Here is a 22828-nt window from a genome sequence, read left to right as displayed (position 1 = left end):
CAGTCCGCGCCCGCCCCACCTCAGCGTTATCCACAGGCAACTGTCGAGTGCCGTCAAACTTTAGCGAGATGCCTTGTAGGCCCTATCGCCATTATTCGAACAGCTGTACGATCGTGTCATGAGCATCACCGGCACCCTCGCCACCCTGCAGCAGGTCGAAGCGGCCCTGCAGGGGATCAGTGCGAGCGATATTGCCACGCTCAGTGATGCCGAACGGCTCGACGCTACCCGCGTCATCCTGCGCCTGGAAGCGAGCCTCGCGGGCCTAAAAGCAGGAACCCTGTCGGATCTCGAACGCGATGAGACGACGACGAGCGAAACCGGCCTTCCGACCTCAAGCTGGGTCCGCATCGAAACGAACACGTCCCAGTCCGCCGCCCGCAGCCAGATCAAATCGGCGAGCACGTTCGCCCGCTACCCGGCAATCCTCGATGCCATCCGCGCCGGCGCGATGACCTACGCTCATGCGAAGACCGCCATCGCGACTCTCGACGCCATCAAAGAAGATCCGCATGCCATCGCCGATCCCGCCATCATCGCCGGGGCGCAGCGCACACTGCTCGAGCTCGCCCGCGACCACGACCCCGCATCCTTCGCCACCCAGGCCGCAGCGCTGTCGGCCCATATCGCCGAAGACTCCCTTGCCGAGCAGGAAGAACACGCCGCGCGCGAAGCCCAGCGCGCGTTCAACAACCGGGGCCTGTTCATCAGCCAGTCGGCCGATGGCCGCACGACGACGATGACGCTGCGCTACCCGACGACGGCGGTGCTCGATGTCCTGGCGATCATCAACGCCCGCGGCGAAGCCAAGTTCTACGAAGCCACCAAGGCCGCCGACGCCACGAACACCGACGCGACTAGCGCCGGCGCGACGAACTCGCCCGCGACGAACGCCGAGGCGCCCGTCGGTACTCGTGCCCAGTATTGCGCCGACGCCCTCATCGAGCTGCTGGGCGAAAACCACCAGGACACCCGGTCCCCGTCGGTGGGCGGAGACCGCCCCCGCATCATCGTCACGGCCGATTTCCGCTCCTGGCTCGCCGAATCCTGCCAGCTCCTCGGCCTCGACCCGGTCGAGACGCGCATCGACCCGTTCGCCCGCCCCCAGCTGGACCTCGACATCTGCACCGACGAACTCCACGCCGACGACCTGCCAGCCACCGACCGAAGAATCGCAGGGCCGCCACCTACCGACCCGCCTGACGGGGACCCGCCAGGCGCGGACCCACCAGCCGATCGTTCGTTCCCGCCGCATCTGATCCCACCACCCGAGGAACTCGAGCACGAACGCGCGGCCCGCGAGCGCTCCAGAGAATTCCTCGAAGCCCTCCGCACCAACGCCTCACGGCACTGGCACCGCCGAACCGAAGACGGCACCCCCATCTCAGCCCTCGACCTCAGGCTGCTGTCCTGCGACGCCGAGATGATGTTCGTCGACATCGACGACCTCGGAGTACCCCGCGGCTCGACCGCGAGATCGCGAACCATCAGCGTCAAACTGCGACGCGAACTCGCCGTCCGCGACCGTGGCTGCATCTTCCCCGGCTGCCTCGTGCCCGCCTCCTACTGCGACGTGCACCATATCGTCCCGTGGGCCGCGGGAGGGCCGACCGTACGTGACAACCTCGTCCTCGTCTGCCCGCACCACCACCGCCAGTTGCAGCACGACCCGGGCGATTACGAGAACTGGACCGCACGCATGGGAAGCGACCATGTCCCCGTCATCATCCCGCCGCGCCGCTTTGACCCGGACCAGCGCCCGATCACCCACGACCGCTACAAGCCCTACCGCTCACCCCAGCCCACGAGGCAAACCGAGCCAGGGGACCAGACCGACCCGGCGAGCCAGTCGGAGCCGGGGGAGAACGCCGCAGCGTGAGGTAACTAGCACCGTCGGCCACAAAAACAATGCGGGCTTTTGCCGCCTTCGTCGCTACGATGGGACGCGGCCAAGGAAAGGACCACCTCATGATCTCCGCGAAGAACGTCTCGGTGCGCATCGGCGCACGCGAACTCATCGCGGACGCAACCTTCCATGTCGGCCCCTCCCAGCGCATCGCCCTCGTCGGCCGCAACGGCGCCGGCAAGACGACCCTGACGAAGCTCCTTGCCGGTGAAGAATCGACCTCCAGCGCCATCTCCCACGAGGGCACGATCATGCGCAAGGGCGAAATTGGCTACCTGCCGCAAGACCCTCGCACTGGCGACCTCGAGCAGCTTGCCAAGGACCGCGTCCTATCCGTGCGCGGCATCGACGAGATCGTCCGCCGCATCGCCAAAGCCGAACACGAGATGAGCACCGCGACCGGCGCCCGGCAGCAAAAAGCCATGGAGCGCTACGTGCGTCTCGACGCCGAGTTCACCGCCCAAGGCGGCTGGGCCGCCCACGCCGAAGCCGCCCGCATCACCTCCAACCTCGGCCTCCCCACCCGCGTCCTCGACCAGCCGCTCAAAACCCTGTCCGGTGGCCAGCGCCGCCGCGTCGAACTCGCGCGCATCCTGTTCTCCGACGCCACCACGCTGCTGCTCGACGAGCCCACCAACCATCTCGACCACGACTCGATCATCTGGCTGCGCGACTACCTCAAGACGTATTCGGGCGGACTCATCATGATCTCCCACGACGTCGATCTCGTCCGTACCGTCGCCAACGAAGTGTTCTACCTCGACGCGACCCGCGCCGAACTCGACATCTACAAGATGGGCTGGGACGCCTACCTCAAGCAGCGCGACGCCGACGAGCGCCGCCGCAAGCGCGAACGCGCTAACACCGAAAAGAAGGCCTCCGCGCTTCTCGCCCAGGCCGACAAGATGCGCGCCAAGGCCACCAAAGCCGTCGCTGCGCAGAACATGGCCCGCCGCGCCGAACGTATGCTCGCAGGCCTGTCCGATGAGCGCCGCGCCGAGCGCGTCGCCAACCTGCGCTTTCCCGACCCGGCCCCTTGCGGCAAGACGCCCCTGACTGCCCAGGGCCTATCCAAGTGGTACGGCTCTCTCGAGGTCTTCACCGGCGTCGACCTCGCCATCGATCGTGGCTCCAAAGTCGTCGTCCTCGGACTGAACGGCGCCGGCAAGACCACCCTGCTGCGCCTGCTCGCCGGAATCGAAGAGCCCGACACCGGCAAAGTCAAGGCCGGCCACGGTCTCAAGCTCGGCTACTACGCCCAGGAACACGAAACGCTCGACATGAGCCACACCGTCGTCGACAATCTGCGCAGCGCCGCCCCCGAACTCGACGACACCGGAGTGCGCAACATCCTCGGCTCGTTCCTCTTTTCGGGCGACGACGCCGACAAACCCACATCCGTGTTGTCCGGCGGCGAGAAGACGCGCCTCGCGCTCGCGGTCCTCGTCGTCTCCTCGGCCAACGTCCTGCTGCTTGACGAGCCGACAAACAACCTCGACCCCGCCTCACGCGACGAGATCCTCGCGGCGCTCGCGGCCTTCAGCGGTGCCGTCGTCCTGGTCTCGCACGACGAGGGAGCGGTCCGGGCCCTCGACCCCGACCGCGTCCTCCTCCTACCGGACGGTGACGAGGACCTCTGGAGCCCCGACTACGAGGAACTCATCTCCCTCGCTTAATCAGTCATAACTGGCTGATATGCAGAAATCAGTCATTTTTGTATGATGAGGGCATGTTCGTCCTGACCGCCGACCAGATCGACTCCGGATCCAACCCGGACCGCGTGCCGGAGGCGACGCGCGCGCTCAACGCCCTTGCACCCACGCTCGCCTTCGAGCGCACCGTCGGCGACGAATTCCAGGGCGCCTTTGACAAGGGCGAGGCCGTCGTCGCGGCATTGCTCGCCTTGATCGAGATGGACTGCTGGCACATCGGCGTAGGCGTCGGCGAAATCGACACCCCGCTGCCGAAACACTCCCGTGAGGGGGACGGCCCCGCATTCCGGTCCGCGCGCGAGGCGGTCGAACGCGCCAAACGCCAGCGCCAACCCGCGATCGAGGGCGCCCCCGATGCCCAGGCCGTCTTGCGCCTCATGAACGCCCTGCTCGCCGGTCGCACCGAGCGCCAGTGGGAGATCGCCGCGCTTGCCGAAACCCTCTCGGGCGCCGATATCGCCGCCAAGCTCGACATCGCCCCGCAGACTGTCTCGGACGTCTTGAAAGCGGGCCATGCCAAAGAGATCGCTGAAGCGCGCCCGACGCTCGCCCGCCTCTTGGAGTCCGCATGATCAACCACCCGCAATTGGCTCTCCTCCTTGCGAACTGGGCCGCCTTCCTCCTCATCTCGATCGGACTGGGCTGGCTCATCACCGTCGGCGTCCTGCGCATCGCGCAGGTCACGAAGTCGGTCGCCCCACCCGAGCCCATCCCGAAGCTCGAGCGCAAGCCCCAGCCACCGGAGGTCATGCGCGGCGGCACCCTCATCGGGATCCTCGAGCGTTTCCTCATCACGAGCGCCATCATGTCCGGGTTCTTCAGCCTCATCCCGGTCGTCCTAGCGATCAAGGGCCTCGGCCGCTATCCCGAACTGAAGTCCGCACCCGGCGCCTCCGAACGCTTCATCATCGGAACGCTCACCTCGGTCGCGGTGGCCGTCGTCATCGGCATGATCGGGCGCGAAGCCCTCGCCTACGTCGACCCGGGTCTGTTTAACCGGGCGTTTTAAAGCTGCGAGTCGAGCAGCGCGTCTTCTTCGCGCTCCAGGCTTGCCCGCTTCGGACGCGGCGCAATCCTCCCCGCATTTTCGGCGGCTTCCCGACGCGCCAAAATCACGAGCCCGACGACGGCGCCGAGCGCAAAAACCCACCACTGGAACGCATACGACAGGTGCGGGCCGAGGTCTCGCTCCGGAGTGGGGTAGCCGCGCAGGCCATCCAGTCCGTCGGTCACCTGCACATAGCCGTTGAGCAGCGCGCCCTGGCCGAGCTGATTCGGGTTGATCGCGTGCGCCTGGCCCTGCGTGATACCACGCGAATCGGCGGGCTCCGGCGGACGGAGCCGGCCAACAAAGCTCACCTGCCCGCTCGGCAGCGGCGGGGGAGTCGGCGCCGTTTCCTCGACGGGCAGCCACCCGCGGTCGACGACGACGTTGATGCCCGGCGTCTGCAGCACGGCGACGACGCGGTAGGCGTTCTTGCCACCCACGGCGCGGTTGCGGATGAGGATTTGCTCGCCGGTCCACTGGCCGGTGAGCTCGACGGGCCGCCATTCGCGCGTCCCGTCGATCGACACGCCCTCGGCGACGACGTCCGCAAGGGGTATCGTCGGCGCGTTGTAGGCGCGATCGAACTGGGCGACGAGGTCCCGCTTGTGTTCATAGCGTCCCCACTGCCACATCCCGAGCAGGATGCACGTGACGACAACGATGAGCGCGGTGAGCATGAGCCCGACCCAGCGGCCGCTGGTCAGGAAGCGGTAACGGTTCACCGCAGGAACTCCGAATCGTCGTGAAACCATGAGGGCTTATTTGGGGCAGCCTCAAGCAGCCGACCCTCAACGGGGGTGCCATCCGGGTCGATAATCGGGCCCGACGGGGGCGGGATCGAAGGTTCCGCCGTTTCGTCGATCTTTCCGGCGGGTTCGCGCCCCGCATTGGCGACCATCACCGCGAGCATCGGCAGCAGAATCGCCCCCGCGGCGAACAGCCAGCGATACCAGCCGGGCACGAGCGCGCACGCGATCAGGCAGACCGTACGAATGGTCATCGTGAACAGGTAGCGCGTCGTGCGATCATCGACGTCCTCCGACAGGGCACGCCGGGCGGAGGTGATGTGATAAATCCGCTCGGCCTTTGTGCCCATACCTGCAGGCTATCGCGTCCTTTTGTGGGGTGTGTACCAAGCGTGCCTGCCAGGAGCGCGGTAGCGTCGAAGAGATGAATACTACAGCCGTCGTTACCGGCGCGAACCGCGGAATCGGACGCGCGATCACCACCCGACTGCTCGCCGACGGTTTCACCGTCGCCGGGCTGCACCGCTCCGGCGACCTGCCCGAGGGAGCGCACTCCTACACCGCGGACCTCACCGATGCCGCCTCCGTGAGTGCAGCGTTTGAGCAGATCCGCGCCGACCTCGGGCCCGTCGGTGTCCTCGTCGCCAATGCCGGCATCACGAAAGATGGGCTGCTGGCGCGCATGAGCGAAGAGGACTTCGCCGCCGTGCTGGATACGAACCTCACCGGCACGTTTCGCTGCGTGAAGGCCGCAGCGAAGGACATGATGCGCGAGCGCTACGGCCGCATCGTGCTGATCTCCTCGGTCGTTGCGACCTATGGCGGTTTCGGCCAGGTCAACTACGCCGCGGCCAAGTCGGGCCTGATCGGCATGGCCCGCTCGATCGCCCGCGAGCTCGGCGCGCGCGGCGTTACGGCGAACGTCATCGCCCCCGGATTTGTCGAAACCGACATGACCGCGAGCCTGCCGGACAAGATCGTCGCCGATTACAAGTCGCGCATCCCGGCGGGGCGCTTCGCCGCCCCGGAGGAGATCGCCGCGGCCGTGGCATTCCTAGCCTCGAAGGATGCCGGATACGTCAACGGCACGGTAGTAAACGTTGACGGCGGCCTCGGGATGGGCCACTAGGCAGCTAGCAGATTAAGGACTACATATGAGCACCCTCGTTAAGGACAAGACCCTCTTAATCACCGGCGTCTTGAAAGAAACGTCAATCGCTTTCCACGTGGCGCGTCTTACCCAGGAGCAGGGTGCCAACGTCATCCTCACGGCGCCGGGCCGTCAGACCCGGTTGCTGAGCGCGATCGCCCGCCGCCTGCCGAAGCCCGCGCCCGTCCTCAAACTCGACGTGACCAACGATGACGACCTGGCCTCGCTCGCCGACCGCGCCCGCGAGCACACCGATGAGCTGCACGGCGTCGTCCACTCCATCGGGTTCGCGCCGCAGTCGGTCATGGGCGGCAACTTCCTCGCCGGCACCTGGCCCGACGTGTCAACCGCGGTCGAAGTCTCGGCGTTTTCGCTCAAGAGCCTGGCCGTCGCGGCAAAGCCGCTCATGAAGCCGGGCAGCGCGGTCGCGGGGCTGACCTTCGATGCGCAGTTCGCTTGGCCCGTCTATGACTGGATGGGCGTCGCGAAGGCCGCCTTCGAGGCAACCGCCCGCTACCTCGCGCGCGACCTCGGGCCCGACGGCATCCGCGTGAACCTCGTCTCGGCCGGCCCCCTGCGTACTGTCGCGGCGACGTCGATCCCCGGGTTCGATCAGATGGAGAACACGTGGGATGAGCGCGCCCCGCTCGGCTGGGACGTCACGAATCCGGAGCCGGCGGCCAAGGCCGTGGTCGCGCTGTGCTCCGATTGGTTCCCGGCGACGAGCGGCGAGATCGTGCACGTCGATGGCGGCGTGCACATCATGGGCCAGTAGGGTGTTTGTTTCGCCCCGCGCACGTGTGCGATAGTAGGCGCCGTGAAAACACTCGTGCTGCTTCGCCATGCCAAGGCTGAGACCGAAAATGAACTCGGCGACCACCTGCGTGCCCTGTCCGCCAAGGGCCGGACGCAGGCCGCGCGCCTGGGCGAACTCATCCGCGCCGAGACCGAGGTCGACACGGTCCTCGTCTCATCCGCGCTGCGGACCAAGGAGACCTACCGGCTGCTGAGCGCCGAAGAAGCCGAGTGGCCCTCGGGCACCTCGATGGACGCCCTGTATGAGGCCGGGCCGCGCGAGCTTATGGATATCCTCGGCGAACTGCCGGAGGACAAGACCTCGGTCATGGTCGTCGGTCATGAGCCGACGATGAGTTCGCTCGCGCACCTGCTGCACGACGCGAAGGACGAGATCGCCCAGCAGATCCGCCTTGGCGTGCCGACGGCGACGGCGTGCGTCATCGACGTGCCGGTCGCGTGGAGCGAGCTCGAGCGCAACTCCTGCCACGTGCGCGCGGTCATCCGCCCCGAAGACTAAAGCAGGCCGAGCAGCGCCGCGACGGCGTCGAGCCGTCGCATCGGCACGACGCAGTCGGCGCTCTCGCGCAGCGCCGGTTTCGCATCGAACGCGATGCCGATATCGGCCGAGCGAATCATCGCGATATCGTTCGCGCCATCGCCGACCGCCGCGGCAAATCCGCGCTTCCATGATTGGAGGCTTGCCGCCTTCGCGGCGGCATCGACGATTGGCCCAGCGACCTTACCGGTGATGTGCCCGTCGCGGATCTCAAAGCGGTTCGCGCGCACGTGGTCGACGTCGAACATGGGGTCCATGAGCTCGTGGAAGCCGCCGGAGACGACGCCGACGGTGCAGCCCGCTGCCTTCGCCGCGGCAAGAAGCTCGCGGGCCCCGGCCGTGAACGTCAGCCGCTCGCGCACGGTATCAAGCACGGATGTGGGTGCGCCGGCCAGCAGGGCGACGCGCTCGCGTAGCGCCGCGGCAAAATCCAGTTCGCCGCGCATCGCCCGCTCGGTAATCTCGGCGACCTCATGTCCGACGCCGACCTCGCGGGCGATCTCGTCGAGCCCCTCCTCATTAATGAGCGTGGAGTCCATATCGAGCACGATCGTCCCGACCGGGCTAGTCGTGTGCAGGCAGGCGAGCCCAAGCGCCGTCAGCGAGGCGCGCAGCTGCGCGAACATATCGTCGTGATCGTGGTCCGCATGCGTCGGAACGAGCGGCGGCACCTTTCCGCGGTAGTCGATGACGGTGAGGTCGCCGACGCTACGACGTTCGGATGCCAGGCCCAGCCATCCGATGTGGGCGAGGACGTGCTCGACGTCGGGCAGCAGGTGTTCCGGCAGCGCGTCCGGGGAGACAATCGTGAAGCGATGAGCGATCACCGCGTCACGCGCCAGCCCTTGGGCACGACGGTGATGCCGCCCTCGGTGACGGTGAAGCCGCGGGCGCGATCGTATTCGTGGTCGACGCCGACGTGGGCGCCTTCCTCGACGACGACGTTCTTATCGAGGATCGCGCGCACGACGGTCGCGTTGCGGCCGACGTTGACGTTGTCGAACACGACGGATTCGCGCACCGAGGACCACGAGTTCACGCGCACATGCGGGGAGACGACCGAGCCGAGGACCTCGCCGCCGGAGATGATGACGCCGGGGGAGATGATCGAATCGAGGGCGTGGCCGAGGCGTTCGCGATGCCCGTAGACGAACTTCGCGGGCGGCAGGCCGGTGTAGCCGGTGTAGACAGGCCACTGGTCGTTATACAGGTTGAACACGGGCGTGACGGCGATGAGGTCCTGATGCGATTCGTAGAACGCGTCGAGGGTTCCGACATCGCGCCAGTAGTTGCGGTCGCGTTCGTTCGAGCCCGGCACCTCGTTGAACGTGAAGTCGTACAGGCCCGCGGCGCCCTGCCCCACGAAATAGGGCACGATGTTGCCGCCCATGTCGTGGGCGGTATCCGCGTCGGCGTCCTGCGTCACGGCCTCGCGCAGCGCGTCGGCATTAATGACGTAGTTGCCCATCGAGGCAAGGACCTCGTTGGGGGAGTCGGCCAGGCCCTCGGCGCTCTCGGGCTTTTCCAGGAACTCGGCGATCTTATGCGGGTTATCGGCGTCGGCCTGAATAATGCCGAACTGGTTGGCAAGTTCACGCGGCTGGCGAATACCTGCGACCGTCATCGGGAATCCCGAGTCGATATGCTGGTCGACCATCTGGCTAAAGTCCATGCGGTAGATGTTGTCGGCGCCGCAGATGACGACGATGTCCGGTTTTTCGTCGTCGAGCAAATTGAGCGACTGGTAGATCGCATCGGCGCTGCCGAGGAACCAGTTCTTGCCCATGCGTTGCTGCGCGGGCACCGGCGCGACGTAATTGCCGAGCAACGTCGACATGCGCCACGTCTTCGTGATGTGGCGGTCGAGCGAGTGCGACTTGTACTGCGTGAGCACGACGACGCGCAGATAGCCGGAGTTCACGAGGTTCGACAGCGCGAAATCGACGAGGCGATAAATGCCGCCGAAAGGTACGGCGGGTTTCGCGCGTTCTGCCGTAAGCGGCATGAGACGTTTGCCCTCGCCACCAGCGAGGATGATTGCCAGGACGCGAGGTTTAGCCATAGCCCAAGCGTAGGCATAAAAAGGCACGCAAAGGGGCGTTTTTGAGGCGCAACTATAGGACAATGTAGACGTGACTGGAGATAGTTTGCGAGTAGATCTATTAACCAGAGAGTTCCCGCCGCATATCTACGGTGGGGCCGGCGTCCACGTGGCCGAGCTCTCCCGCGTATTGCGGCAGCATATCGACGTTAGAGTGCACGCCTTCGACGGGCCGCGCACCGACGCGCCGGCGGGCGTCACGGGCTTTTCGGACCTGCCGGAACTGGCCGACGCGAACCCCGCGCTGCGCACCTTCGGCGTCGACCTGCTGCTCGCCCAGGCGTGCGAGGGCGCCGACCTCGCGCATTCGCACACGTGGTACGCGAACCTCGGCGGCCATCTCGCCTCGCTCCTGTTCGATATCCCGCACGTCATCAGCGCCCACTCTCTCGAACCGCTGCGGCCCTGGAAGGCCGAGCAGCTCGGCGGCGGCTATGCGCTGAGCTCGTGGGCCGAACGCACCGCCTATGAGGCGGCCGCGGGCATCATCGCCGTCTCCGGTGGCATGCGCGAGGACATCCTGCGCACCTACCCGAACGTCGACCCGGCGTGCGTCCACGTCGTCCACAACGGCATCGACCTGCAGGGCTGGCAGCCGCCGAGCGATGCCGAGCATCGCGCGCAGGTGCTCGCGCGCTACGGCATCGACGAAGACCGGCGGGCCGTCGTATTCGTTGGGCGCATCACGCGCCAAAAGGGCCTGCCGTATCTGCTGCGGGCGGTGCGCCGCCTCGCCGACGATGTCCAGATCATCCTGTGCGCGGGCGCGCCCGACACGCCCGAGATCATGGCCGAGGTCCAGGGCCTCGTCGAAGAGCTGCGGGGCGAGCGCGACGGCGTCATCTGGATCGAGGACATGCTCCCGCGCGCAGGCCTCATCGCGGTGCTCTCGGCCGCGACGACGTTCGTCTGCCCGTCGATCTACGAGCCGCTCGGCATCGTGAACCTCGAAGCGATGGCCGTCGGCCTGCCGGTCATCGGCTCCGCCACGGGAGGCATCCCCGAGGTCATCGACGATGGCACGACGGGCCTGCTCGTCCCGATCGACCAGGTGAGAGACGGCACCGGCACGCCCACGGACCCGAAGCGTTTCGTTTCCGACCTCAGCGACGCCCTGAACCAGGTGCTCGACGACCCGCAGCGCGCCGCCGAGATGGGACGCGCGGCACGCCAACGGGTCGAGGACCATTTCTCCTGGGAAGCGATCGCCGAGCGCACGCTTGAGGTCTACCGGAAGGTGCTGGCCGGGTAAGCTGGAGCCATGACCGACGCAGTCCTCGCTCTTGACGACGTCACCGTCGTTCGCGGTGAAAAAACCATCCTCGATTCGATCTCGCTGCGCGTTGAAGACGGCCAGCGCTGGGTCGTCCTCGGCCCGAACGGCGCCGGAAAGACGACGGTGCTTCAGCTCGCGACCGGCCGGATCTATCCGTCGAGCGGCGAGTTGCACGTCCTCGGGGAAAAGCTCGGGCGCCTCGACGTCTCCGAGCTGCGCAGCCGCGTCGGGCTCGCCTCCTCCGCCCTCGAAGGGCGCATCCAGGGCCGCGAACGCGTCAAGGACGTTGTCCTCACCGCCGCCTACGGCATGATCGGCCGCTGGCGCGAGGCCTATGACGACTTCGACGAGACCCGCGCCGAGGACCTCCTTGCCGCCTTCGGCGTCGGCCACCTCGCCGATCGGGACTTTGGGACGCTGTCCGAGGGCGAGCGCAAACGCGTCCAGGTGGCGCGCGCTCTCATGAGCGACCCCGAACTCCTGCTACTCGACGAGCCCGCCGGGGGACTGGACCTCGGCGGCCGCGAAGAACTCATGTGGGCCCTGACCGAAATCGCGGGCGACCACCGTAGCCCCGTCATCATACTGGTGACGCACCACGTCGAAGAGATCCCGCAGGGCTTCACTCACGCGCTCCTCATGCGCGATGGCCGCACCGTCGCCGCGGGCCCGATCGAAGAGACCCTCACGCCGCATTTGCTGTCGGAAACGTTCGGTCTCGAACTCGAAGTCGAACGGCACCGCGGCCGCTGGTCGGCGCGCGCTGCCGGCCGCGCGCGGGTAGAATAGCCCCAAACGTAGAAAGAAGGAGCGTCATGGGTTGGCTTTGGTGGCTCGGCGCCGTGCTCGTCCTCGTCGTGGTGGAAATGCTCACCGTCGACCTCATCTTTCTTATGCTCGCTGGCGGCGCACTCGCCGGCATGATCGTCCATCTCGCCGGCTTCGAACTGTGGGTCCAAGTGTTGGCCTTCGCGCTCACCTCGGTGATCTTGCTGTTCGCCGTCCGGCCGGGCGCCAAGCGCTGGATGCTGCGCCATACTCCGACGACGCTCACGAACGCGCACGCGCTCGTCGGTCGCGAGGCCGTCGTCGTGCACGACGTGTCGAAGAAGGGCGGCCGCGTCAAACTCGCCGGCGAAGTCTGGACCGCCCGCTCGAAGGATGACCTCGTCATCCGCGAAGATTCCCGTGTCTACGTCCACAAGATCGACGGCGCCATCGCGATCGTCGACGAAGCCCCACCCATTGGAGGCCCCCATGCCTGATATTGGCTCCTCGCTCCTGCTCATCATCCTGATCCTGCTCGCGGTCGTCGTCGTTGTCGCGATCGCGCGTGCGGTTCGGATCGTGCCGCAGGCCGTCGCACTCATCGTCGAACGCTTCGGTAAATTCCAGACGGTGATGTACGCGGGCATCCACTTTCTCATCCCGTTCGTTGACCGCGTGCGCGCGGGCGTCGACCTGCGCGAACAGGTCGTCTCCTTCGCCCCGCAGCCGGTCATCACCTCCGATAACCTCGTCGTCTCGATCGACACGGTCATCTACTTCCAGGTGACGGACCCGAAGTCCGCGACGTACGAGATCGCCAACTACATCACCGGTATCGAGCAGCTGACCGTCACGACGCTGCGTAACGTCATCGGCTCGATGGACCTCGAACAGACCCTCACCAGCCGCGACCAGATCAACGGCCAGCTGCGTGGCGTCCTCGATGAGGCGACGACGAAGTGGGGCATCCGCGTCAACCGCGTCGAGCTCAAGGCGATCGACCCGCCCGCCTCGGTGCAGGGTTCGATGGAGCAGCAGATGCGCGCCGAGCGTGACCGCCGCGCCGCGATCCTCACCGCCGAGGGCGTCAAGCAGTCCCAGATCCTCGAGGCTGAGGGCGAAAAGCAGTCTGCCATTTTGCGCGCCGAGGGCCAGGCCCAGGCCGCAATCCTGAAGGCGCAGGGTGAATCCCGCGCGATCCTTCAGGTCTTCGAGGCGATTCACCGCGGCAACGCGGATCCGAAGCTGCTGGCCTACCAGTACCTGCAGACGCTGCCGAAGATCGCGAACGGCTCGTCGTCCAAGATGTGGGTCGTCCCGACGGAGTTCACCGCCGCGTTCGGTTCGATCGCGCGCGCCTTCGGGGGCGAAAATGGCGGCGAGAACCCGCTCGCGAAGTCGCCCGTCGGCCCGCTCGACGGCCCCGGCTTCAGCGACGACTTCCCCGAGACGAGCCTGCAGGACCCGAAGGAAGCCCTGGCCGAGGCGCGCGGCGAAGCCGAGCGTGCCGGCGATGAAGCCTCCGTCGCGGGCGAAGGCAGCGGCATGCCGTATTCGCGTCGCGCCCAGTCGGGCCAGGCGCCGCACGGCCAGTCCTCGCCGTCCGATCCGCGCGATCACGCGTGGAACGTCGACGATGACGAGGTCGAGGCCATCAAGCGCGGCGAGGAACCGCCGCAGCCATGAGCATCCTCGCGCATGAGGCCGAAATCCTGATCGTCTACGACGGCAACTGCCGGATGTGCACGGTCATTGCCGACGCGCTCGCGCGCCGCTCCGACCTGATGACGCATATCATCGCGGTCCCCAGCCAGGACCTCGCTGAGTTCTCGACCGTGGACCTACCGATGCTGCGGGCCCACGGGGAGCTCGAGACGCTCTTGTCGGCGGAGGATTTCGATGCGAACGTCGTCGCCGTCGAAGTGCGGCGCGGCGCCACCCCCGTCATCTACCGCGGGGCGCGCGCCATCGGTCGCTTGTCGCAACTGCTGCCCGGCCCGTGGCCGCTGCTCGGACGCATCTTGCGTACCGGGCGCGGCCAGCAGGTCGGGGAGAAGGTCTATGGCCTGGTGGCCCGCAACCGTCCGGGCTGCGGGCCCACCTGCGAGCGCTAGCTCGTCGCGAGCGCCAGGGCTTCTGACGGCCGACGCTCACGCAGCAGTTGGTTGCGCACGAGCGCGACCATGAGCACAATCGTTGCGAACTGCACGACGTACGCGCCTGCCAGCACGAGGTAATAGACAGCGGAGCCGGCGGCGAAGATGCCGTTTTTCACGAGGCCGATGTTCAGGAAGAAGAACGTGAGGACGCCGAGCGCGACGCCGGGGCACACGAGCGTGAACGCGGCCGGGGACTGCTCGGTGCGCGAGAACACGAACCGGCGGTAAAAGCCGTTCGTCGACATCGCGACGTGCCCGAGGAACAGGAACACGAGCTGGGCGAGTAGCGCCGTGAGCAGCACGACGAAGAGCGCGATAGAGCTCGGGCCCGCAGGGTTGCCATCGAGCGTGATGAGGCCGTGGCGCGAGCGCAACACCGTGATCGCCCACAGCGTGATGATCGGGATGCCGAGCCACAGCGTCGCCGAGTTCGCAAGCGACAGGCCGTAGCGCAGCATGCTCATGACGCCCATCGGCAGGAAGATCGCGAACAGCAGCGCCGAGATCACGCCGAAGAAGATCGCGCCCGCAAGACCGAGGACGACGGTGAGTGTCACGTGGCTCATCGCGGCCGGGGCGGCAAAGCCGACGGCGACCATCGCGAACGCGAAGGACGCGAGCAACTGGTTGAGGCCGCCGTTGGCGCGGAAGTCGAAGCCATGGTGTAAGACGCGGTTGAGGTAGCGGCCCAGGTAGTACAGCGCGAGCGCGCCGACTAGGCCATAGGCGAGCAGGGCGGCGGGCAGGAGGTATTCGATGGCGGACCACAGGCCCGGGACGGTGACGGCGCCGACGACGAACAGGCCGTTGATCGTCATCCCGATCGTCAGCGGCACGGCGAGCAGCGTGACCTCGGCGTTCGAGGAGACCGTCTGGCGGTAGGAGGCCGTCGTGCGCCACAGGCGGAACTCGCGGATATTCCACGCGAGCAGCGCGAGGTGGATCAAAAAGAAGGGGATGATGCCGGCATAGGCGAAGACGATCGGGCCGGTGATGCCGTCGGCCCACGCCGCGGCGATCGACTCGACGGTCGGCATTGGCGTGTCAGGGTGGGGCGTCAGGTGCATGAGGTTCATGAAGAACAGGACGGACATGCCGCCGAAGCCCAGGGATGCAAGGAAATACAGGGGCGAGTACCGCTCGCCAAGGTTGTGGATCATGGTGGTCCTTCTCGGGAATGGGAACACCTTAGATATACCCCGGGGGGTATATTTGGTCAACCGGCATGTCACGATAGATGACATGCCTGTACCCATGCGCGGCGGCCTGCCCGCCCGGCCCCTGCCCGCCGATACGGCGATGGGCGCCCGCGAGCGCGTGGCCCACCTGTTGGGGGGAGTCGTCGGCGAGGCGGGCGTGGACCGGGCGTTTGCTGCCGGGTGGGTCGTCGGTGACGATGACGTGGCGATTGAGCCGTCGCGAATCATGGGGCCGGACGAGCCGCTGTATATTCACCGGCCGGTACCCGACGAGACCCACGTGCCGATCGAGATCATCGCCGAGGGGGAGGGCTGGATTGCGGTCAATAAGCCGGCGGGGCTTGCGACGATGCCGCGCGGCGCCTACGTTGCGCGCTCCGTCGTCGTGCAGGCCAGGCGACAGTTTGACAACGACGACATCGTGCCCGCGCATCGCCTCGACCGGTTAACGTCGGGGGTCCTGCTGCTCGTCACGGAGCGGGCGTCGCGCTCCCGCATCCAGGGGTGGTTTCAAGACGGCCTGGTCCACCGCCGCTACCGCGCCGTGAGCCATCCCGGGGGCCGCGAAGAGCTGCTCGACGGTGCGTGGCATGAGGTCGCGCTGCGGCTGGAAAAATCCGGGCTGCAAGTCGAGGTCGTCGCGGGGGAACCGAACGCGCGCACGCGGCTGCGCGCACTTAGCGTCGGCGAGGAAATTGAGTGGGATTTGGCGCCGCTGACCGGGCGCACGCATCAACTGCGGGTGACGCTTGCGTATCTCGGGTTCCCGATCATCGGCGATCCACTGTATCCCGGGGTGCGTGAGTCCGAGGAGCTGCGCCTGCACGCCTACCACCTGGCCGGGCCGGGCTTCGAAGTGCAGGCGCCGCTGCCTACTTCTGCTGATAGGTGACGGTGAGGGTCGCGCGCGCGAGCGTGTGGAACAGCATCGTGAATGCCGCGACCGTCGGGGTGGCGTCCTCGTCGAGGTCGAGGGTTTCGGTGTCGAGGGCGTGGATTGCGAAGATATAGCGGTGCGCGCGGTCGCCGGCCGGCGGAGCCGCGCCCATGTAGGAGTGTTCGCCGCCGTCATTGCGGACGTGGAAGGCGGCGCCGTCGAGGTCGAGGTCGGAGGCGCCAGCGCCGGTCGCGAGCTCGGTCGTCTTGGCGCCAATATCGAGGATCGTCCAGTGCCAAAAACCGGCGGGTGTCGGCGCGTCGGGATCAAAGCACGTCACGGCAAAGGACTTGGTCTCTTTCGGGAAGCCAGACCAGGACAGGTGCGGGGAGATGTTCCCCCCAGACTGAGTCTGATCGTCGGGCATCGTCTGGCCATCGCGAATATCGGTCGAGGTCACCGAAAACGCGGGGACCTCGGGGAGCATCTCGTAGGGTTCTGGGGCCACGGGGCGGGACAGGTTCATGTCTCCTCCAAATGCGTTGGGTGTCACCTCAAGGCTAATGGGGGATGGGCTCGAACGTCGGGTATCCACGCGAGTGCCACATCATTCGAACAGGTGTTTGATCTTGCGGGGGTCGCTGTCCGTCAGGCATTCTAGAATCGAACACATGTTCGTAGGAGGTGCGTGATGGATCGCTTGGCGCAGGCGCGTTCCATTTTGCAGGAAGCGGAAACCCGCACTGGGCTGCGCATGGCCGATGACGCCTGGCCGGTGCCGCCGACGCTGCGGCCGCTGCTGCCGGGTGGGCTGCCGCGCGGCAGTGCCGTGCACGTTGCCGGATCGCGCATGATCCTGTGGTCTCTTGCTGCCGCGATCATGGGGGAAAACCGCTGGTGCGTCGTCATCGGGATGCGGGACGTCGGCTGGTATGCGGCCGGGCAGGCCGGTGTTGGCCTGGACCGCGTGCTGTATTTGCCGACGGGGGCGACATCCGCGGTGCTCGCGGCCGCGATTGACGGCGCGGACGTCGTCGTCTTGGGCTCCGGTGGGGCGCTCGGCGCGGGCGATCGGCGCGCACTCGCCGGGCGGCTGCGCAACCGCGGCACGACGCTGCTGACGACCGTCGCATGGCCCGGGGCGATCTCGATCGCGGCCGAGGTCGTGCAGGCCAGCGGCTGCGAGGACGGCGCCGGATACGTCACGCAGCGGATCATCCAGGTGCGCACCCAGGGGCGGCGGGTCATGGTGGCGGCGGGTGAGAAGCTCGAGCCGTATCGGCACCTGGCGGTCGTATCGTGACCCGGCAGGTGTGCCTGTGGGTGCCGTCGTGGCCGATCGCGGCGGCCATCGCCGAGGGGCTGATTCCACCGGACGCACCCGCGGCGATCCACGATGCGCGCGAGGTGCGCGACGTGACGCCCGCCGCGAGCCGGGCGGGCGTGCGGCGCGGGATGCGGCGCCGCCAAGCGGCCGCCACCTGCCCCGAGCTCATCGTGCTCCCGGACGATCCCGTGCGCGAGGCCCGCGTCTTTGAAACGGTCCTTGGCGGGATCGAACGGGTCATCGCGCTGCCACTCATCGTACGGCCCGGGCTCGTCCTTGCCGATGCTCGCGGACCCGCCCGCCACTGCGGCGGCGAATGGCCCCTTGCCGAACAGCTCATCGGCGCCGTCATCGAGGCCTCCGGCGCGGAAGCCTTCGTCGGGATCGCCGACGGGACGCTCGCGGCGATTCTCGCGGCGCGGTCGGGCTGCGTGATCGAGGATGCGCAGACGCGCGAATTTTTGGCGCGCCACCGGATGACGGCGCTGCAGGCCATCTCACCCAACCGTGAGATGGCCGAGCTTATCGAGTTGTGCGAGCGTTTCGGGATCCGCACGCTCGGCGATTTCCTGGCACTACCGCGCGGCGCCGTCGCCACCCGGTTTGGAGCGCGCGGCACGCTCGCCTATGACCTCGCGTCGGGCCGGGACGTCGTCGTGCCCCGCGCGAGCCAAGAACGCAGCGAGGTCAGCGCGGGCCGGGAGGTCGACCCACCGCTCGCCACGAGCGACGCCGCCGCCTTCCTCGCCCGCACGCTCGCCGAGGAACTCGCGGGTCGGCTCGCGGGCCGCAGCTGTACCCAACTGCGCATTACCGCCCGCACGACCGCGGGCACCACGCACGAGCGCACCTGGATGATCACGCCGGATACGCAGCTGACGCCCGCGGCCATGACGGACCGGGTGCGCTGGCAGCTCGACGCCTGGCTGGGCGGCACCGATCGGCCCGACGGGCAGCTCACCCACCTGCAACTGTGCTCCCAGGGACGCGGCGCCGAGTACGGCACCCCGCTGTGGGGCCGGGGCACGGACCGCGAACGCATCGACCGGGCGCGCTCCCGGCTCCAGTCGCTCGCAGGGATCAGCACGGTGCACGTCATCGCCGAGCGTGGCGGGCGCGACCCGCGTTCGCGCATCGCCGTCGTGCCCGCGGTCGCCGCCACGAGCGAACCGGTGCGCTCCGGGCCGTGGGCCGGGACCCTGCTCGGGCCGGCGCCCACCGTCGTGCTGGAAAAAACCCTGCCGGTGCGCCTGTTCGATGCCGACGGGGCAGCCATCCCCGTGCCGCCCGCACACCGCGGATGGATGAGTGCGCCCGCGAGCTACCGCATGAGCGGACTGCCGGCAGTGCCCGACGCGGGACGCATCGTGCAGTGGGCGGGGCCGTGGCCACTCATCGAGCGGTGGTGGGAGGGCGTCCCCGAACGCTGCTACCTCCAGCTCGTGATTGAGGCGGGGCCGCCGCTGCTCGTCGTTGGGGTCGGCGGCACGTGGCGGATCGAGGGCTACTATGACTAGCTACGCCGAACTGCACAGCCACTCGGCGTTCACGTTCCTGCGCGGCGCGAACGAACCCGCCGAACTCGTCGAGCGCGCCGCCGAACTCGAGCTCACCGCCCTCGCCCTGACCGACCGCGACGGCCTGTACGGCGTCATCCAGCACGCGCGCGCCGCCGCCGAGGTGGGGCTTGCCGCCGTCACCGGCGCCGAACTCACGACGACGAGCCCAACCGGGCCGACGAACGTCGTCGCACTCGCCCGCAACGCCGTCGACTATGCTCACCTGTCGCGCACCCTCGCGGCCGCACACCTCGCGACGGGCGACGAGCACGAAAGCCGCCAACGCGACCTTCGGGTGGACCTCGCCGAGCTCGCCGCGGGCGGCGACTTCCTGATCCTGACCGGGGGGCGCGACGGTTACCTGCCGCGGCTGCTGCACGAAGGCACAGCGCGCGCGGGGCTCGACCGCCTCATCGCGCTGTTCGGAAAGGAGAGCGTCGCGATCGAAATCGTCGCGACCGGCCGCGGCGATGACGCCCACCTGCACGATGCCCTCGCGGACCTCGCTCGCGACTACCGGGTGCCGCTCGTCGCGACCGGCGACGTCTACTGCGCGCGTCCCGAAGATTTCCCGCTGCTTACCGCGCTGCAGGCCACCTCCCACAACGCTTCGCTCACCGATGCCGACGCCCACCTGCCGCCCGCGCCCGCCTACCTGCGGGGCGCGAGCGAGATGGCGCGCCTGCACCGTCGCCACCCGCAGGCCGTCGCCACCGCCGCGGCCCTCGGCACCGAATGCGCCTTCGACCTGTCCCTTATCGCACCCAACCTGCCGCCGCATCCCGTCCCCGACGGCCACAGCGAAGCGAGCTGGCTGCGCGAGCTCACGATGCGTGGCGCCGAACAGCGCTACGGACCCCCGCACGCCGAGCGGGTGCCGGGCGCCTATCGGATGATCGAACACGAGCTCGCCATCATCGAAGAGCTCGGCTTCCCCGGCTATTTCCTGATCGTCCACGAGATCGTCGCCTTTTGCCGCCGCAACAACATCCTGTGCCAGGGCCGTGGCTCGGCAGCGAATTCCGCGGTCTGTTTCGCGCTCGGGATCACCGCCGTGGACGCCGTCACCCACAAGCTCCTATTCGAGCGGTTTTTATCGCCCGGCCGCTCCGGCCCACCCGATATCGATGTCGACATCGAATCGGGCAGGCGCGAGGAAGTCATCCAGTTCGTCTACCGACGCTACGGCCGCTCCCACGCCGCCCTCGTCGCGAACGTCATCACCTATCGCACCCGCTCCGCCGTCCGCGACGCCGCGCGGGCCCTCGGCTACAGCGCGGGCGCCTCGGATGCGATGACGAAAAAACTCGAACGCTGGGGCGCCGTCGATGAGGGCGTCCCCGCACCCGTCGCCGATCTTGCCGAACGGTTCATGCGGCTGCCGCGACACCTCGGCATCCACCCCGGCGGCATGGTGCTGTGCGACCGGCCCGTCGTCGACGTCTGCCCGATCCAGTGGGCAGCGATGCCCGGGCGCACCGTCTTGCAGTGGGACAAGGATGATTGCGCCGATGCCGGCCTCGTGAAATTCGACCTCCTTGGCCTCGGCATGCTGACCGCGCTGCGCTACGCCTTCAACGACCTGGCCGCCCGCGGCATCACGCACGACGGGCGCCGCATCGACCTGCACGACATCCCGCAGGAGGACCCCGGCGTCTACGACCTGCTGTGCGCCGCCGATACCGTCGGCGTCTTCCAGGTCGAATCTCGTGCCCAGATGCAGACGCTGCCGCGCATGGCCCCGCGCTGTTTTTACGACATCGTCGTCGAGGTCGCCCTCATCCGCCCCGGACCGATCCAGGGCGGCTCGGTCAACCCCTACCTGCGCCGCCGCCTGGGGCGCGAAGAGGTCACCTACCTGCACCCGCTGCTCAAACCCGCGCTAGAAAAGACGCTCGGGGTGCCGCTGTTTCAAGAGCAGCTCATGCAGATCGCGGTCGACGCGGCAGGTTTCACCCCGGCGCAGGCGGATAAGCTCCGCAAGGCGATGGGGGCGAAGCGCTCCCTGGAACGCATGGCGGCGCTGCACGACCAGCTCATTATCGGCATGGCCGAGCGCGGCATCAGCGGGGAGGTCGCCGAGCAGATCTATGCGACGCTCGAGGGGTTCGCGAGCTTCGGCTTTCCCGAGTCGCACTCGTTTTCCTTCGCCTACCTCGTCTACGCGTCGGCGTATTTGAAGGTGCACCACCCGGAGGCGTTTTATGCGGGCCTGCTTGCCGCCCAGCCGATGGGGTTTTATTCGCCGGCCTCGCTCGTCGCCGACGCGCGCCGCCACGGCGTGACCGTCCTACCCGCCGACGTGCTCACCTCCGATGTGCACGCGAGCGTCGTCGCGCACGAGGGCGAGCGGCACCCGGAATACGACGAGAGCGTCGCGCGCCTCGTGCATCCCTCAGGCGCCGTCCTGCTCGGCCTTGCGCCCATCCGCGGGATCGGCGAGCAGGCCGCCGAACGCATCGTGGCAGCCCGAGCGCAACGCCCCTTTTCCGACCCGATGGACCTTGCCGCGCGCGCCCGGCTATCGGTCACGCAGATCGAAAACCTCGCCAGCGCCGGCGCGCTGCAGGCCTTCGGCTCCCGCCGCGAGATGCTGTGGTCGGCCACGTGGACGAGCGGGCGGCGCCACCGCAGCGGCGACGTCGTCTACGAGCAACTTCCGATCCCAGGCATCGACACGCCCGCGACGCTACCCGAACTGCCGGCCCTCACGACGCTCGAGCGCAGCGTCCTCGACGTGCGGGCAACCGGCACATCGAAGGAACATCCGATCACGTTTGTCCGTCCCCAGCTGCGCGCCGACGGCATCTACTCGATCGCCGAATTCGGGCGGCTGCCCGATGGCATGCGCGCCCGCACGGCCGGCGTCGTCACACACCGCCAGCGGCCGGGCACCGCATCGGGCATCACCTTCCTCGCGCTAGAAGACGAGACGGGCATCCTCAACGTCGTCTGCTCGCCCGGCGTGTGGCAGGCCTACCGACCGATCGCGCGCGGCCAGGCGGCGCTCATCATTCGCGGCGTGGTACAAAAAGCCGACGGCGTGATCGCGCTAAGGGCCGACCGGTTCGAGCCACTCAGCTTGGCTGTCCCGTCGACCTCCCGGGACTTTCACTAAGGCCCAACGGTATTGTCCACAGCCTTGCATCGAAGGGTTTCACGAACGCATGCGGTCCACTAGTGTGACCTACATGGCATTTTCGGCGCGTCCCCTCGCCCGCGTATCGATTGCCTGCGCGGCTGCCGCCCTCGCACTGTCATCCTGCTCTGGCAAGGGCTCGACCGAAGGTCCGAGGACGCCCACGCCGTCAGCGTCTGCATCAGCGAGCGAGTCAGCCGAGGCCACGCCCGCCCCGGGTGAGTGGACGCTCGAGGACCTCAAGGTGGGAGCCAAGGTCCCCAAAGAAGACCTGGAGCGTCTCTTCCCGAAGTGGGACTGTCTGAATAATGGTGTGTGAGGGTCCGGCCTGATCCGAAAGGAGATGGCCGTGGCTGACACGACCACTGTCGTTGTTGACGACGAGATGATTGATCCCGTGACCGGGGAGATTATCGATCAGAAGGAACTCGCAGAACGCTTGCTCGCGCAGGCGAAGGAGCAGGGCGTGAGCTTGACGGGGCCGGGCGGCCTGCTCAGCCGGCTCAC

General features: G+C 67.6%; 23 protein-coding genes. 17 read left to right on the top strand and 6 right to left on the bottom strand.

Annotated features, from left to right (window positions below; translation table 11 throughout):
- The first annotated feature begins 118 nt into the window (after positions 1–118).
- From BSZ39_RS14475 to BSZ39_RS02115, 4 genes are all read left to right on the top strand, one after another.
- Positions 119–1879 (top strand): HNH endonuclease signature motif containing protein, encoded by a 1761-nt coding sequence (locus tag BSZ39_RS14475; RefSeq protein ID WP_073715750.1) that lies wholly within the window; start codon positions 119–121, stop codon positions 1877–1879.
- Between the two features lie 89 nt (positions 1880–1968).
- Positions 1969–3582 (top strand): ABC-F family ATP-binding cassette domain-containing protein, encoded by a 1614-nt coding sequence (locus BSZ39_RS02125; protein ID WP_073715749.1) that lies wholly within the window; start codon positions 1969–1971, stop codon positions 3580–3582.
- A 53-nt stretch (positions 3583–3635) separates the two neighbouring features.
- Positions 3636–4190 (top strand): hypothetical protein, encoded by a 555-nt coding sequence (locus BSZ39_RS02120; RefSeq protein WP_073715748.1) that lies wholly within the window; start codon positions 3636–3638, stop codon positions 4188–4190.
- Complete coding sequence (locus tag BSZ39_RS02115) at positions 4187–4627, top strand: hypothetical protein (RefSeq protein WP_073715747.1); 441 nt, start codon at positions 4187–4189, stop codon at positions 4625–4627. The genes BSZ39_RS02120 and BSZ39_RS02115 overlap by 4 nt, the downstream gene beginning before the upstream one ends.
- Here the strand turns inward: BSZ39_RS02115 and BSZ39_RS02110 are convergent.
- Together BSZ39_RS02110 and BSZ39_RS02105 are read right to left on the bottom strand one after the other, a co-directional pair.
- Positions 4624–5388: an SURF1 family cytochrome oxidase biogenesis protein gene (locus BSZ39_RS02110; protein WP_073715746.1), complete on the bottom strand. Its 765-nt coding sequence runs from the start codon at positions 5386–5388 to the stop codon at positions 4624–4626. The two genes, BSZ39_RS02115 and BSZ39_RS02110, sit on opposite strands and share 4 nt — an antisense overlap.
- Positions 5385–5762: a DUF3099 domain-containing protein gene (locus tag BSZ39_RS02105; protein WP_073715745.1), complete on the bottom strand. Its 378-nt coding sequence runs from the start codon at positions 5760–5762 to the stop codon at positions 5385–5387. Before BSZ39_RS02105 ends, BSZ39_RS02110 begins: the two co-directional genes overlap by 4 nt.
- A 74-nt stretch (positions 5763–5836) precedes the next feature.
- On the opposite strand from BSZ39_RS02105, the gene fabG reads away from it, so the two are divergent.
- The 3 genes from fabG to BSZ39_RS02090 are packed head-to-tail and all read left to right on the top strand — an operon-like array spanning position 5837 to position 7877.
- Positions 5837–6541, top strand: coding sequence for a 3-oxoacyl-ACP reductase FabG (gene fabG, locus BSZ39_RS02100; protein WP_073715744.1), 705 nt, complete (start codon positions 5837–5839; stop codon positions 6539–6541).
- A gap of 25 nt (positions 6542–6566) precedes the next feature.
- Complete coding sequence (gene fabI / locus BSZ39_RS02095) at positions 6567–7337, top strand: enoyl-ACP reductase FabI (protein ID WP_073715743.1); 771 nt, start codon at positions 6567–6569, stop codon at positions 7335–7337.
- 42 nt (positions 7338–7379) lie between these two features.
- Positions 7380–7877: a SixA phosphatase family protein gene (locus BSZ39_RS02090; RefSeq protein ID WP_073715742.1), complete on the top strand. Its 498-nt coding sequence runs from the start codon at positions 7380–7382 to the stop codon at positions 7875–7877.
- Here BSZ39_RS02090 and serB read toward each other — a convergent pair.
- Both serB and BSZ39_RS02080 read right to left on the bottom strand, forming a co-directional pair.
- On the bottom strand, positions 7874–8743 hold the full coding sequence (serB, locus tag BSZ39_RS02085; RefSeq protein WP_245792400.1) for a phosphoserine phosphatase SerB: 870 nt from the start codon (positions 8741–8743) through the stop codon (positions 7874–7876). The genes BSZ39_RS02090 and serB overlap by 4 nt on opposite strands.
- Positions 8740–9978 (bottom strand): glucose-1-phosphate adenylyltransferase, encoded by a 1239-nt coding sequence (locus BSZ39_RS02080; protein WP_073715741.1) that lies wholly within the window; start codon positions 9976–9978, stop codon positions 8740–8742. Before BSZ39_RS02080 ends, serB begins: the two co-directional genes overlap by 4 nt.
- A gap of 85 nt (positions 9979–10063) precedes the next feature.
- Between BSZ39_RS02080 and glgA the strand changes: the two genes are divergently transcribed.
- Genes glgA through BSZ39_RS02055 form a run of 5 tightly spaced genes read left to right on the top strand, consistent with a single transcriptional unit; the run spans position 10064 to position 14175 of the window.
- Positions 10064–11269, top strand: coding sequence for a glycogen synthase (gene glgA / locus BSZ39_RS02075; protein ID WP_073715740.1), 1206 nt, complete (start codon positions 10064–10066; stop codon positions 11267–11269).
- A 9-nt stretch (positions 11270–11278) separates the two neighbouring features.
- Positions 11279–12082 (top strand): ABC transporter ATP-binding protein, encoded by an 804-nt coding sequence (locus tag BSZ39_RS02070; RefSeq protein ID WP_073715739.1) that lies wholly within the window; start codon positions 11279–11281, stop codon positions 12080–12082.
- Between the two features lie 26 nt (positions 12083–12108).
- Positions 12109–12558 carry an NfeD family protein gene (locus BSZ39_RS02065; protein ID WP_073715738.1) on the top strand — a complete coding sequence of 150 codons (450 nt, stop codon included), beginning with the start codon at positions 12109–12111 and terminating at the stop codon, positions 12556–12558.
- On the top strand, positions 12551–13747 hold the full coding sequence (locus BSZ39_RS02060) for an SPFH domain-containing protein (protein ID WP_083602866.1): 1197 nt from the start codon (positions 12551–12553) through the stop codon (positions 13745–13747). The genes BSZ39_RS02065 and BSZ39_RS02060 overlap by 8 nt, the downstream gene beginning before the upstream one ends.
- Entirely contained in the window at positions 13744–14175 is a 432-nt protein-coding gene (locus BSZ39_RS02055; RefSeq protein WP_073715737.1) for a thiol-disulfide oxidoreductase DCC family protein, read from the top strand. Before BSZ39_RS02060 ends, BSZ39_RS02055 begins: the two co-directional genes overlap by 4 nt.
- Here BSZ39_RS02055 and BSZ39_RS02050 read toward each other — a convergent pair.
- Complete coding sequence (locus tag BSZ39_RS02050) at positions 14172–15380, bottom strand: TsoY family (seleno)protein (protein ID WP_073715736.1); 1209 nt, start codon at positions 15378–15380, stop codon at positions 14172–14174. The two genes, BSZ39_RS02055 and BSZ39_RS02050, sit on opposite strands and share 4 nt — an antisense overlap.
- Positions 15381–15462: 82 nt before the next feature.
- On the opposite strand from BSZ39_RS02050, the gene BSZ39_RS02045 reads away from it, so the two are divergent.
- Positions 15463–16311, top strand: coding sequence for a pseudouridine synthase (locus BSZ39_RS02045; protein WP_158025068.1), 849 nt, complete (start codon positions 15463–15465; stop codon positions 16309–16311).
- Here the strand turns inward: BSZ39_RS02045 and BSZ39_RS02040 are convergent.
- Positions 16292–16822: a YbhB/YbcL family Raf kinase inhibitor-like protein gene (locus tag BSZ39_RS02040; RefSeq protein WP_073715734.1), complete on the bottom strand. Its 531-nt coding sequence runs from the start codon at positions 16820–16822 to the stop codon at positions 16292–16294. The two genes, BSZ39_RS02045 and BSZ39_RS02040, sit on opposite strands and share 20 nt — an antisense overlap.
- A 162-nt stretch (positions 16823–16984) precedes the next feature.
- Here BSZ39_RS02040 and BSZ39_RS02035 point away from each other — a divergent pair, with 162 nt between their 5' ends.
- From BSZ39_RS02035 to BSZ39_RS13355, 4 genes are all read left to right on the top strand, one after another.
- A complete protein-coding gene (locus tag BSZ39_RS02035) occupies positions 16985–17599 on the top strand; it encodes a hypothetical protein (protein ID WP_143180327.1) in 615 nt (204 codons plus the stop codon).
- Positions 17596–19140 carry a DNA polymerase Y family protein gene (locus tag BSZ39_RS02030; RefSeq protein ID WP_158025067.1) on the top strand — a complete coding sequence of 515 codons (1545 nt, stop codon included), beginning with the start codon at positions 17596–17598 and terminating at the stop codon, positions 19138–19140. The genes BSZ39_RS02035 and BSZ39_RS02030 overlap by 4 nt, the downstream gene beginning before the upstream one ends.
- The gene (locus BSZ39_RS02025) at positions 19133–22300 is read left to right on the top strand and encodes an error-prone DNA polymerase (protein ID WP_073715731.1); all 3168 of its coding nucleotides are present in this window, start codon (positions 19133–19135) and stop codon (positions 22298–22300) included. The genes BSZ39_RS02030 and BSZ39_RS02025 overlap by 8 nt, the downstream gene beginning before the upstream one ends.
- A gap of 73 nt (positions 22301–22373) precedes the next feature.
- Complete coding sequence (locus BSZ39_RS13355; protein ID WP_143180326.1) at positions 22374–22640, top strand: hypothetical protein; 267 nt, start codon at positions 22374–22376, stop codon at positions 22638–22640.
- Positions 22641–22828 lie beyond the last annotated feature (188 nt).

The sequence above is a fragment of the Bowdeniella nasicola genome (genome assembly GCF_001907295.1).
In the GTDB taxonomy this organism is placed as follows: Bacteria; Actinomycetota; Actinomycetes; order Actinomycetales; family Actinomycetaceae; genus Bowdeniella; species Bowdeniella nasicola.
Note: the sequence above shows the minus strand (reverse complement) of the source record. Positions and strands in the feature narration are given on the sequence as shown.

Coding starts and splice junctions, on each gene's coding strand:
- BSZ39_RS02120 (WP_073715748.1), top strand. CDS start 3,636: ATGTTCGTCCTGACCGCCGACCAGATCGACTCCGGATCCAACCCGGAC.
- BSZ39_RS02080 (WP_073715741.1), bottom strand. CDS start 9,978: ATGGCTAAACCTCGCGTCCTGGCAATCATCCTCGCTGGTGGCGAGGGC.
- BSZ39_RS13355 (WP_143180326.1), top strand. CDS start 22,374: ATGGCATTTTCGGCGCGTCCCCTCGCCCGCGTATCGATTGCCTGCGCG.
- fabI (WP_073715743.1), top strand. CDS start 6,567: ATGAGCACCCTCGTTAAGGACAAGACCCTCTTAATCACCGGCGTCTTG.
- BSZ39_RS02065 (WP_073715738.1), top strand. CDS start 12,109: ATGGGTTGGCTTTGGTGGCTCGGCGCCGTGCTCGTCCTCGTCGTGGTG.
- BSZ39_RS02060 (WP_083602866.1), top strand. CDS start 12,551: ATGCCTGATATTGGCTCCTCGCTCCTGCTCATCATCCTGATCCTGCTC.
- BSZ39_RS02115 (WP_073715747.1), top strand. CDS start 4,187: ATGATCAACCACCCGCAATTGGCTCTCCTCCTTGCGAACTGGGCCGCC.
- BSZ39_RS14475 (WP_073715750.1), top strand. CDS start 119: ATGAGCATCACCGGCACCCTCGCCACCCTGCAGCAGGTCGAAGCGGCC.
- BSZ39_RS02105 (WP_073715745.1), bottom strand. CDS start 5,762: ATGGGCACAAAGGCCGAGCGGATTTATCACATCACCTCCGCCCGGCGT.
- BSZ39_RS02125 (WP_073715749.1), top strand. CDS start 1,969: ATGATCTCCGCGAAGAACGTCTCGGTGCGCATCGGCGCACGCGAACTC.
- BSZ39_RS02070 (WP_073715739.1), top strand. CDS start 11,279: ATGACCGACGCAGTCCTCGCTCTTGACGACGTCACCGTCGTTCGCGGT.
- BSZ39_RS02040 (WP_073715734.1), bottom strand. CDS start 16,822: ATGAACCTGTCCCGCCCCGTGGCCCCAGAACCCTACGAGATGCTCCCC.
- BSZ39_RS02025 (WP_073715731.1), top strand. CDS start 19,133: ATGACTAGCTACGCCGAACTGCACAGCCACTCGGCGTTCACGTTCCTG.
- BSZ39_RS02055 (WP_073715737.1), top strand. CDS start 13,744: ATGAGCATCCTCGCGCATGAGGCCGAAATCCTGATCGTCTACGACGGC.
- BSZ39_RS02050 (WP_073715736.1), bottom strand. CDS start 15,380: ATGATCCACAACCTTGGCGAGCGGTACTCGCCCCTGTATTTCCTTGCA.
- fabG (WP_073715744.1), top strand. CDS start 5,837: ATGAATACTACAGCCGTCGTTACCGGCGCGAACCGCGGAATCGGACGC.
- BSZ39_RS02045 (WP_158025068.1), top strand. CDS start 15,463: ATGCCTGTACCCATGCGCGGCGGCCTGCCCGCCCGGCCCCTGCCCGCC.